The organism is Winogradskyella sp. SYSU M77433 (genome assembly GCF_029911945.1).
In the GTDB taxonomy this organism is placed as follows: domain Bacteria; phylum Bacteroidota; class Bacteroidia; order Flavobacteriales; family Flavobacteriaceae; genus Winogradskyella.
In genome coordinates, this window is record NZ_JARYTG010000011.1 from 1 (window position 1) to 11,675 (window position 11,675).

The following is an 11,675-nucleotide window of genomic DNA, read 5'->3' on the forward strand; positions in this document are numbered from 1 at the left end:
ATGATTTTGATTGTTGTTCCATATGTTGACTAATTTTAAATGATTTTTTAGTCAACCTATTTCAGGACGATGCCTTTTTTTAATGTGTGGTAACGGTCTCGGCTATGAGTAGTTGCGTGGTTTAGTGGTTAACTTTGCAAGTATACACCAAACTGAAAATCCGCGAGGATTTTCAGAAGTAGGCGAGAACAAGCAATTACTTATAGCCATTGTTGGGTGTAGTTTTTATTATTCGGTTATTCTATTTTTTAAATCCATTCGCTCGTGTAAAATTCTTGTTATTTCGATTGGATTTAATTCTAATTTCCGATAAAATATTACGTGTCGATTTGCTTTTAGTCCGAAAAGGTCAGATTTAATTCCTTCGTAATTCTTTCCAAGTTCTGGATTGTCAGCAATGTCTTGGCAAATATCCAAAAGCATATCGTAATATCTGTCAGCTTGATTTTCAGACCAATTCTCGAGTGTATATTCCCAAATTCCATTTAAGTCAGCTACAGCCTTATTGGTCAATTCGTATTTAGCCATTCCTTCTGTGTTTGGCTTTTAATTCTTCAAGATTTTTTTTGGGGTCGAAATCGTGAGCAATTCCGCTATCAATTCCTTCTTGAATAGCATTCCTTAACGCAATAACTTTACTTTCTTCATTTTCTAAAAGTCGAAGTCCAGCTCTGATTACTTCGCTTACGTTTTTGTAACGTCCAGCAGAAACTTGAGTTTGTACAAACTGGTCAAAATAATTTCCGAGCGATATTGATGTGTTTTTCATTTTTTTTAAATTTATTCAAATATACCAAATTTTGGTAAAATATTCAAATTTCCAGATTTTCGCTCAAATTACACCCAACGGTCAGTATATGAAAAGTAGGCGATTTCGAAGTACTTACTTTCAGTTAAAGACAAAGTTTGATACGAGCCAAAACCCTTGATTTCAATACTATTTCGCCTATTTTTTATATACATTGTTACCTGCTGGCTTTATTCCTTTATTTGTTTTAATCTGTCAATTGCGTTTTGGTTTTCAGGATTTAATTCCAACGACTTTTCGTAATTAGAAATAGCATTTTTAAAATCCTTATTGTGTAAATAAGCCTCAGCTAAACTATCATATAAATTTGCTGATTTCGGATATATATGTAATGCTAATAAAAAGACATTATATCCTTGTCCTTTCTTCTCAGGATTAAACGATAATCGCAGACCTAAAGTGTTTAACATACCTTCTTTAAGTTCAAGATTTGGATAATCGGAAATGGTTTTTGTATATAGTGTGATTAAATCTTCATAATCCTGTTTGAAAGCTAAATCATTGAAATCTCTATATGTAAAGTCTTTTTCTATAGCTTTTTTTGATTCTTTGGAAATCAAACTATTGGAAAATCCGTTTGCAACAGGTTTATTTTCAATGAAATCAATCGACTTTTTCTCACTTTTTAATGTTGCATTTAAGAAGTGTAAAGTATGTTGACAAAGCAAATTGTAGGATGCCATTATTTTAACATCACTTTTATCTTGCCTTTTGTCTCTGTTAGCGAATAAGACACCGAAAGAACTAAAATAAGAATGCGTTAGGTCGTGAAATCTATATCTGTGAATGTTGCTATATTCCAAAGAGTCGTATAATTGAAATTTGTAATTCAACTCTTCAGGGATTTTCTCCGTGGTTAGAACTTCCTTCGGAATCTCTTTTTGAGCGAAATGGATATAAGGAATGGAAAACTTATCTAAATTGAAATAGGGGGATTTTTCCAAAACAGGATAATTGTATCTTTCGGTTCCATCCAAACTAATAATTGCTTTTATAGTCTTGTTTTTCATAACAGTTATAGCGTTTGATAATCCACCAAAACTAAATCCCATTAATGCTACTTTTTTTGAATCAATATTTTCGTAGCTGACAATTTCTTTTAGAATAAACTCAACATCTCTTGATTGCGTTTCCATATCTTTTGTAGTTCCTCCTTCTAACCAACGTGTCTCCGTTCCTCTTGAAGGACTGGATATCACTACGAAACCATTACTGGCTAAATACTCGAATAATGCAAAGTTTTCAATTGACGAGGCTTGATAGCTTGGTGCATAAACTACTACTGGAAATTTTCCTTCTAAAATTGCTGGATTAGAAAAAGCATTTGTCTTTTCAGAAAGATGAGCTTTATTTTCTGGCGTGTTCCATAAATACGGAAACCAATCCAACAGAAAGTAATTCGGTAAATTTTTCCATTCTTCTTCTTCTTTTAAAATCTCTAAATAGTTTAAGACTGTTAATTGCTTAGAATCATTATCATCTCCTTTCGTAGGATACCAAATACTTATTGGGATTGGTCTTTCAATGAGTTGGTTGTTAAATTCATTATGGATTCTATACGTTCTCGTGCTATCATTGACTGTATAATGCTTAAAACCTACTTTATATTTTCCGGCTTTAAGACCGATTTCTTTTAATGACGTCTGTCCGTAAGATATTGTTGATATTAATAAACCTGTAATGAATAATATTAATCGCATTGTTTTTGAATTAGTGTCCATATTAAAGATGTCCTGTTTTGATGATTGTTGCAGGTCTTTCTTCAGCTTGCAGGTAACGGTCTCGGCTATGCGTAGTGCGGGATTTCAAGGCACTTCACTTTCCGTTTAGCTGTTAGTTTATTTAATGTAATTACTTTTATATTATCACTTTAGCCCGCATTACGTATAGCCATTGTTGTGCGGTCGTACTTCTTTTTCGGTCGTCTGTCAGCGTTGGCAAAGACATACTCTTTTGCAATTTTTGGTTGCAGCGTTGGCTGGTGCGAATTGCAAATGTGTATGGCTTTTAGCGTTGGCTTAGATTCCGTTTAATCCTTGCCAATGCAGTTTGTCGTTTTGTTCAATATGTTTCATAAGTTCGCTAATAGCATCTTCAATTTGAAATATTTTGTCATCGTGTTGTTGTATCTTTTCAAGTTGATTTTGATGAGAAAACCAATGCAATAATTTAGTATTGTGGTAAGTGTCATCTTCAACAGAAAAAACTTCTTTTATTCTTGATTCTAAAGAATTTGAAGTTGGAAATTTCATTGACGTATATAGTTCCAAAAATCTTCTCATAGTGTTGGGAAGCAAAATAGTGTATTTGAAATCTTCTTTATTTTCAAGACTGTGATATTCTTTTAAAACGCTAAAAAGAGAAGCGTATTCGGAATTATGTTTTTTGAAATTTTCGGGTAAATCAGTTATAGTAGAAGCGTTGTTGTCTTGTCTCTTAATCATATAAAAATCTACTTCCGTTTTCTTCTGATTTTTGAATAGTTCAGTACTATCCATCATCATTGAAAAGAAATCAAAATTATGTGTAGAGATGAATAATTGAAGAAAATCATCGTCCTTTTTCTTGAAGAAATTTTGTAGTAAAGACCTAACTTGAAAGATATGATTGCTATCCAAACTTGAAATTGGGTCATCAATGAAAATTATTGTATTTGGTAGTTTTGGCGGGTTGTCATTACGAAGTGCTTTTAATTCAGTCAAAAAATAGGCAAAGGCAATTGCCGATTTTTCGCCTTCGCTTAAATTATTGGCTGGAAAACCGCTTCTTTCAAGAGTAAATTTGTCGTTACGAATTTCAATTTTTATGTCATTCCTATGCAAAAGGACTTTAAGCGTTGTATTGAGTTCTTCTTGCCCTTTCACATTGCTTTTGAGTTCTGTTTCAAAGTTTATTTTGTCCGTTGTACTGCTTTGAATTCGGGAATTTAGGTTTTCAATGATTGAAGAAGCCTTATCCTTATCTTCTTCTTTTTCAAGATAGTTTTCGTTTTTCAAATATTCAGCAACATAATGATTTAAAATCTTATCTAATGCCTTTTTTTTATTCTCGTCAAATTCAGATATCCAATCATTATGAGCTTTTACCGATTTATTGATTTCGTCAAAGTCGTTTTCTAAACTTATTGATTCTATTTCAGTTGCATTGATATTATTGAAATAATCCGATTCTTTACGCTTTAAGTCTTTTTCTAAAGTTGTTAATTGAGATTTGTATTTTTTTACCGACTCTTTGAAGTCTTTAATTGCTTTTTGATAGTCATTTTGGAAACTACTCCCAAGATTTTTCTTGTCCGGAAAGGTTATATCATCAATAGTGTTGCGTTCAGTTGTAATAGCATCTTTGGTGTCTTTAATTGCTTTTTGTATCTCTTGAAGTTTCTTAGAATAGTATGAGTTTAAGTTGTTGATTCTATCATCGGGCAATTCTTTGGTACAAAATTTACATTTCCTTTCATTTTCGTGAATTCTGATTCCTGTTTGCACCCAATCGAATAATGCTTTGTCATCATCTAATTCAGGAAATGAGATTGATTTTGGTGCCGTATCTTCTAATATAGATTTAACGTTGGTTTTAAGAGTATCAAGGTTTTCATTAAAGTTATAATCGTCTTTTTGAGTTTCAAAAGTGTTTTCCGCTACTGCTTCTTCTTTTGTTTTATCCTTGATCTTTTCAGACAAAATGTGTTTATTCAAATCATCTTTAATAGCGTTGGTTATTTGCTCTATTACACCTTTGTTTAGTTCGTTTTGGTCGAGTTTATTGTTAAGGTAGTTTTTTCTAATGTCTTTTGCCTTTGCAGAAAACCGCCCACCTGATTTGGTATAGTTATTAAATTTATCTATTCTTATTTGATAACGATTATCTCTAATATTTTCTAATTGTGTTATCTGCTTATCTAATTGTTTTATTTTCTTGGCCAACTCGCCCGATGGGTCACCAAGGTAAAATGAAATAGGCTTAAAATCTGAATTTGGGATGTCCCAAGTAAAAATTCGTTTGATATATTGTGCATTAAAAACTTTCACCTCAAAATCAAAGTTTTCAATATAATCTTGATTATGACTTGTATTAGTATCTTCTTTTGTTGTTATAATTTCAAATTCAGCTTCTTGAAAGTGTCTGTTTTTATCTTTGAACTCTAAGTTTTGGAAAAGTTTGGAAAGAGTCGTCTTTCCCGAATAATTCAATCCGTAGATTAGATTTTTTCTTTTAAACGTGGTTAAGTCATTCCAAGCAAAGTCTTGAAAAATACCGAAGCTTTTTAGTTTGCTGATTTTCGTAATCATCTGTTATTTGAATAACTCATTAAACGGCTTCCAATTTTCTGTCAATTTCCCTGGCGTGTAATCATATTCAAATTTCACGCTGTATTCTGCTCTTGGTTCTTCAACTCCGTTAACTGTTGGTTCTAACAAATACTTTTCGTTATTGAAATAATACCATTGGTTATTCTCCAACACTACAAGTCCGCCAACATAATTGCCACCTTCTGCATTTAGCTCTTTCAGTTTGTTCGCAAGTCCTTCAGCTCGTCCTTCTGGGTTTTGTGCTGTCTGTCCGCTTTTTGTGTCAAATATTCCAATTCTTCCGTCCTTAAATTTCAAAATCCAATCAGGGTAGAAGAGCGCTTCTTCTTTTTTCGCTGTGTTGTAGTATTTCAAGCAATAAAATTCTTTTCCTGAATCTCCATTTTTAAACCACCAACCCAATTTGTCTTTTTTCTGTTCGAGGTAGTTCAAAAACTTTAGTTCGTTATCACGCCCTTTGTATTCTTTTTTCAAGTAGAAAGGTTGGATTGCACTTAATTCAGAAGTACCTTCTTGTGTTGTTAGTTCTGCATAATCTTCTGTAAAGGTGTATTCTTCTTTGATTTCAAAAAGTGGCGCTTCTCTTTTTTCTATATCTTTTTTACGCTTTTCAAGATATTCCTTTTTAACAGGATAATATTCTTTCAAAGTTTTGGTCAATGCTTGTCTGAAAATACTTGACTGTTCTTTGTTTAAGTCGTTTATTAAAATGCGGTAATACAAATTGCTGTCTTGGTCAAATATGCTTTTAAACCAAACTCTAAATGCTGATTTTAAAGGCGACCAAGAACGAGAAACGTTTGAAACTTTTGCTTCTGTTTCTGTTTGTTCTGAAAGAAGTTGAAAGCAATACCAATTAAATAATTTCTCAACATCATTTCTTGAAATTTCGTAATCTTCTTCGTGTCCTTTTTTGGCAAAGTCTAAATTGATTTTGTCATAATCTGTAAACTCCGCATCAACAATTAATTTGTTTGTTAAAGTTGGGTTTATGTTTATGCCTTTTGCTTGAATTTTTTCTCGCATTATGGCTGGGTGGTCTTGCTCTTCAAAACCAAAATAATTGTCAAATGATTTTAAGAAACCCATTTGAAATTTTACTGCGTGACCTAAATCGCCATAATCTACACGAGAAACAAAGTCTGAATATAAACCTTCAATATTTTCTAAATCTTCCTTGCGTTTTGAAGTATAGATAAATGGTTTGTTTTTAGTTCCTTGGTCTGGGATTTCTACATCATTACGCTTGTAGTTGGTGTATAAATATCCTGTTCTTAAATTCGGATTGTTTTTGTAATCGTCTTTACGATTTGGTTCTGCCATTCGTAATATTCTACCAATTGTTTGAACATAAAAGGAAGCAGAATTAATCTCTCTGAACATCACCAAAATATGTGCTCTCGGACAATCCCATCCTGTTCCTGCGGCTTGTTTGAAAAGCATAAAATCCACATCACTTTCATTATGCGTAATGAAGTCCATATTTTTTTGCTTGCCGTCAAACCATAAAGCAACATTTCGGTCTATGTTGATTTTCTTTTTTTGAAGGTAATCTAAAACTATTTCCTCTTTGGTTTTTTGTCCTGCTTCTTTCAAACGACTATCGTCATTTGGCAATTGGATTAAAACCAATGGATTTATGTCTTTGTCTAATTTTTTGTATTCTGCTTTGAGTTCCTGTTGACGTTCAATTGCCAAATCTAAAAGCAACTCGTCTAAATCTTTGTTTGGATATTTTGCTAAATCTTCTTCGGTTTGAACTGCGATTTTTTCTTTGATTAATCCTTCTTCAACTACTTCTTCACGTTTTACGCTTACATACCCTGCAAGTCCTTCATCTTCTTCATCTCTATTAGGTATGTATTTTGGTGTTGCGGAAACATTGAGAATTACTTTTGGATTTATAATATCAATAACATCCTGCGCTAAATTCGTATCACGGTTTTTGTGACTTTCGTCTATGATTAAAACAAATTCTCTACCTTCTTTATGTGTGTTTTCTATCAAGTCCTCAAAATAGTAACCTTGCTCTTTTAGAAATTCTTCTTCGTCTGGTCGTCTTAATAATCGGCTTTCTTTTTTTGAAGCAACCAACTTTTGCCAATTGATAAATAGAATATCGTTTTTGTATAGTTTACCTTGTTTAAAATCATTTACAGTTAGTAAACCGTTTTCAAGATTGGTATCAAAATACTCGTGAAATTTATCTTTGCTTTGCATTGCCAAATCTTCCGAAAACGTAATCCAAATAAAGGCTTTATCATAATCCCAAGTTGGCATACCGTTTAGGCTATGCACAAAATTGGCAACCATAAATGTTTTTCCACTTCCTGTTGGTGATTTGAACGCTAAAAGTCTTTGCGGTTCTGCGTTGCCCCACAATTTCGTGAAAGTGGAAACCAATTTATCTATGGCTTTCTGCTGAAAGTTTAAGGGATTAAATCTGCTCATACTGTAACTATGTTGTAAATCTTTTTGTAAATCTCTAAAATAGGCTGTGGAATAGTTTTAATGGTAATGTGTTCCAAATGGTCGAACAATGCCTCAAACTCACTTTTGTTGCCCCAACTAAAAAGATACAAATTGATTGGTTTTTCTATGTTTTCAACTTTTTCTAAAAAAGTCTCCATTTCTGTCATTTCTTCTTTGAAATATATTGCTGTTACTTTTTTATCGTTTTCAAAGAGTTGAAAGCAATTGCTTAATTCTATTTCTTCTAATGTGTTTTCTGCAATGGCAAGCAAATAGCCTGCTTTGTGAGCCAATAAAGATTTATCTTCATCAGTGGCTGAAAGAATGTTATTTGAACCAACAAAATCGGTTTTGTAGAACTTTAACGAGTTTCCAAGAGCTTCTATTTTGTTTTTCTTTAAATCGGTATATCCCTCAATTACTCTCTTGATTCTTGGATATGTAACCTCTGAACAAATATTACCTTCATCATTTGTGCAAATAATATTTTGGATAGTATGCCCCTGTTTATTCAGTTCTAAACAAGCGTGCAGTGTTGTACCTGAACCTGCAAAGAAGTCCAAAACAATTGATTTTTTGTCTGTTGATAATTGAATTAAATCAATGATTAAATCAATTGGTTTCGGATTTTTAAAAGCTTTGTAACCTAAAATATTCTTTAATTGTGCTGTTCCATTACCACTTGAATATTCTGGTTTGTAAAAGAGCGATTTTGGTTTTTTTGTTGGTAGTTCGTTTAAATCAGGTCGTTGTTTTTTGTATAACGAAATGCCATTTTTAGTACGACTTATTATTACATCAGTTTTTAGTCTCCTTCTATTTTTTTCTGAAAATCCCCAACGCCATCTACCATATTCACTTCCTGAAAATGGTAAAACTGTTTCAAATCCCTCTTGTTCGTATTTGGCTATTACCTTTTTTAAAAAATCATCATCAAATGTTTTAGTTTCTTTATCGTACAGTTTTGAATGTTCCTGTTCAGTTAAAATAAAGGCTTCTTCATTTTTTATGAAAATTGGATAAAACATTTCTGCTCTATCTTCTCTTTTATCTTCTTCACCTGTCGCTCTCATTGGTGCACCTTTTTTAAAGTGTCCAATATCATCTTCATCCCATTTTTCTAATTCAGAATCATCTAAATCAAATTGATTGAATTTGCATTTTGAAATATCCTTTGCAAAAATAACTGTGTATTCGTGAGTACCTGCAAATGCAAATTCGTCTTGATTACCCTTTAAATTCATTATCGTAGGCAAAACCGCTACTTGATTATAACTTCCAAATACTTTTGCACAAAGCAAGACAAGATTAGCTACTTCATTGTCGTCAATACTTATAACTATTTTTCCTGTGTCTTTGAGTAGGTCTTTTGCTAAATCCAATCTTTTGTACATAAAAGAAAGCCAATAGCTATGACGTAATGGTGAGTCTTTTGGTACAGTAGTTCCATCAGGAAATTTGTCGATTATCCTTTTGTCTTTATATGTGAATCCGTCCTTTCCTGTGTTGTAAGGTGGGTCAATATAGATTAGGTCAATTTTGCCTTTGTGTGTGTAGTTTAAGCAAGTAAGAGAATGATAATTGTCGCCTTCAATTAAAATGTGGGTTGGCTTTCCATCCTCATTTTTTATGGCTTTTTCTTTTACTTCTGTCAAAATAGGAAGTTGGTTTTCGCTTTCTTCCTCAAATGCTTCTGGCACGTCCAACCAAGTAATTCCGTATTTCTCGGTTTTAATTCGGTTGTTGGCTACTTCCAATTTTTTTTTTAGTGCCTCTATTTCAGCAAGTAGTTCCTTTTCTGTCGCCATTATATATTCTCTTTGTTAGATATTATCAATTCTTTCACGTCAATGTGAAGTAGTTCGCTAATTTGAATTAAGGTTTCTAAAGACGGTTGCACTTCATTCGTGCACCATCTTGAAACAGTCGTTTCGTTTTTGTCGAGTTTTTCGGCAAGCCATTTATTGGTCTTACCTTGTTCTACCAAAACAACTTTCAGTCTGTTAATTGCTTTTTTATTCATATTTATTAGCGTCAAATGCAAATATATAAACATTTAATGAAATTCCGTCTTTTTCAGCGGTGGGAAAGGGCAAGCTCTTTTGGTTTTTCAGCGTTGGCTTTGCGTGTTGGCAAAAAACCAAATGTGCTTGACCGAGCGTTGGGTTTTTTTGTATGCCGCACAACGGATTTGTATATGGAAAGTAGCGTGCAAAATAGCGATTATTTATCAGCCACGCGCAAGCCAAATCTTTTGTATTTTGCGTTTATCTTTTTTTATTAAATCGTCAAATCAAAAGATTTGGCGATTACCCAAATATACCAAAATTTTCGATTTAACACAGATGAAGCTATTTTTTATATACGGTGTTAGGTGTCGTTTTTATTGATCTAATAAGTTCAGTATTTTTTTATTAAACTGTTTTTGTTCATTTTCTTTAAACCCGTGATCTGTTATTGAATCATATTCTTTTTGATATAAAGATTCTTTAGTAATAAAATAATTTACAATACTTTCTATTTTGGAATAATGTAAACCCCAAACTTGATTTATACTGTCTTGCGCTTTTTTAGCATAAATTTCTGCTATATCAAAATGCCCTTGTTCATGTATTAAAAGGTTGCTGTCATTTTTTACTGTAAAATTAGTTGAAATCCAAGATTTTTTTTCTGACATAACAGCATAAACTATACCTTGTGGATAATTATAAACTTTATTTACCTTTCCTCCAAAATTAGTGAATATACTTGCAGCAAAATAATTATCATTTTTTTTGTCTTTAAAATTTTCCCATTTTATATCTGCTCTCCAAGATATATAGTCATCAAGTTTAAGTTTTAATACATATTTATCAGGAATTACAACACTTAAAATATTTATGCTGATAAGAAAATAGAAAATAAATATGTAATTTTCTTTTAATGTTATTTTTGATTTTACATAAAAACCTAATAACAATATTATTATTGGAAATAATAAATTATAATAACTGTAATTTATTTTTAAAATTGCTGGAATGTAAAAAAGACAAAACAAGAAATTTAAGAATGATTTGTTTTTTTCTTTTAAAGAAAGATTTTTTATTGATTGAAAAATATGAAAAAAACAAAATAAGATAAATGTGATACCTAAAGAAACCTCCCATTTATTAAATAGAAAAAGTAATAAAAAGAGAATTGTAAATATAAGTATATAAATAATGGATTTTCTTTTCATCTTTTTTAAATGACACCTAACGGTCTCGTATAACCGTCAGTTGCGGGTTTTAAGTTAGCTATTTTTCGGTTTGGCACAGACGCTCGCAATTCCGAGTGGATTCGGACGTAGTCGAATCCGCCGTAATTGCGGTTATACATTGTTGGCAGTAGGTTTTTATTTCTTTCCACCATCTGACTTCGGTGATATTTTCGGCTCATTGCTTTTAACCACTCTGTTTGTTGGTGGTTTTGGCGGTTTTGGTGGCGGTTTCGGTTTGTCTTTACTCATATTATTTGTTTTAATAGAAACACAATAAATGTGATGAATGTTAATATTAACGATATTATTATACTCCTTTTTGCTAAAAATAACTGAAAGGTTCTAAAAATGTTCAAATCAGTATTGGAATCTATACATTCGATAAAATTGGTGATTAAAGATTCTTCAAATTCAGATTCCACTTTTTTTTCTTTCTCATTGTAAAATTCAGACAACTCTTTTCTGTATTTTTCATAATCTTTAGCAGAACCAGTTATTTCGTATTCATAGCCTTTAATTCCATTATTGTATGAAATAATAATTCTAAAAATTCCGAGACATAAAATAATAAATGTCAGTCCAATAAATCCTAAAATCACATAATCGATAGTGTTTAAACATTCGTAATTCAAACTTTTTGCAAAATATGAAACAGCTCCGAAAATCAGAGTGACAATTAAAATCGGAATGTTGATTGACTTATCAAGGTCATCTTTTTTCTTTAACTCATTTTCGTATGAATTCCTATAATGATTAAATCTGTCCATAAAGTTTTGTCTTGTCCTGAAATAGGTTGACCATTTTTGGATGTATTTTAAATGGTTAAAAATTCCAGCTTGTTATTATT

10 protein-coding genes are annotated in these 11,675 nt (G+C 31.8%); 1 reads left to right on the forward strand and 9 read right to left on the reverse strand.

Annotated features, from left to right (window positions below):
* Window positions 1–228: 228 nt before the first annotated feature.
* The 7 genes from QGM60_RS17785 to QGM60_RS17815 form a co-directional block, all read right to left on the reverse strand.
* Window positions 229–528: a type II toxin-antitoxin system RelE/ParE family toxin gene (locus tag QGM60_RS17785; protein WP_281141602.1), complete on the reverse strand. Its 300-nt coding sequence runs from the start codon at window positions 526–528 to the stop codon at window positions 229–231.
* On the reverse strand, window positions 521–769 hold the full coding sequence (locus tag QGM60_RS17790; protein ID WP_281141603.1) for a type II toxin-antitoxin system ParD family antitoxin: 249 nt from the start codon (window positions 767–769) through the stop codon (window positions 521–523). Before QGM60_RS17790 ends, QGM60_RS17785 begins: the two co-directional genes overlap by 8 nt.
* Window positions 770–978: 209 nt before the next feature.
* On the reverse strand, window positions 979–2,529 hold the full coding sequence (locus tag QGM60_RS17795; protein WP_281141604.1) for a prolyl oligopeptidase family serine peptidase: 1,551 nt from the start codon (window positions 2,527–2,529) through the stop codon (window positions 979–981).
* A gap of 297 nt (window positions 2,530–2,826) precedes the next feature.
* Window positions 2,827–5,097: an AAA family ATPase gene (locus tag QGM60_RS17800; RefSeq protein ID WP_281141605.1), complete on the reverse strand. Its 2,271-nt coding sequence runs from the start codon at window positions 5,095–5,097 to the stop codon at window positions 2,827–2,829.
* 3 nt (window positions 5,098–5,100) lie between these two features.
* On the reverse strand, window positions 5,101–7,569 hold the full coding sequence (locus QGM60_RS17805) for a DEAD/DEAH box helicase family protein (RefSeq protein WP_281141606.1): 2,469 nt from the start codon (window positions 7,567–7,569) through the stop codon (window positions 5,101–5,103).
* A complete protein-coding gene (locus QGM60_RS17810) occupies window positions 7,566–9,398 on the reverse strand; it encodes a site-specific DNA-methyltransferase (RefSeq protein WP_281141607.1) in 1,833 nt (610 codons plus the stop codon). Before QGM60_RS17810 ends, QGM60_RS17805 begins: the two co-directional genes overlap by 4 nt.
* Window positions 9,398–9,613: a helix-turn-helix transcriptional regulator gene (locus QGM60_RS17815; protein ID WP_281141608.1), complete on the reverse strand. Its 216-nt coding sequence runs from the start codon at window positions 9,611–9,613 to the stop codon at window positions 9,398–9,400. Before QGM60_RS17815 ends, QGM60_RS17810 begins: the two co-directional genes overlap by 1 nt.
* Before the next feature lie 36 nt (window positions 9,614–9,649).
* Between QGM60_RS17815 and QGM60_RS17820 the strand changes: the two genes are divergently transcribed.
* Window positions 9,650–9,874, forward strand: a complete 225-nt coding sequence (locus tag QGM60_RS17820; RefSeq protein WP_281141609.1) for a hypothetical protein — start codon at window positions 9,650–9,652, stop codon at window positions 9,872–9,874.
* A gap of 99 nt (window positions 9,875–9,973) precedes the next feature.
* On the opposite strand, the gene QGM60_RS17825 is transcribed toward QGM60_RS17820, so the two are convergent.
* The gene (locus QGM60_RS17825) at window positions 9,974–10,807 is read right to left on the reverse strand and encodes a hypothetical protein (protein WP_281141610.1); all 834 of its coding nucleotides are present in this window, start codon (window positions 10,805–10,807) and stop codon (window positions 9,974–9,976) included.
* A 266-nt stretch (window positions 10,808–11,073) separates the two neighbouring features.
* Complete coding sequence (locus QGM60_RS17830) at window positions 11,074–11,595, reverse strand: hypothetical protein (protein WP_099542991.1); 522 nt, start codon at window positions 11,593–11,595, stop codon at window positions 11,074–11,076.
* Window positions 11,596–11,675: the final 80 nt, after the last annotated feature.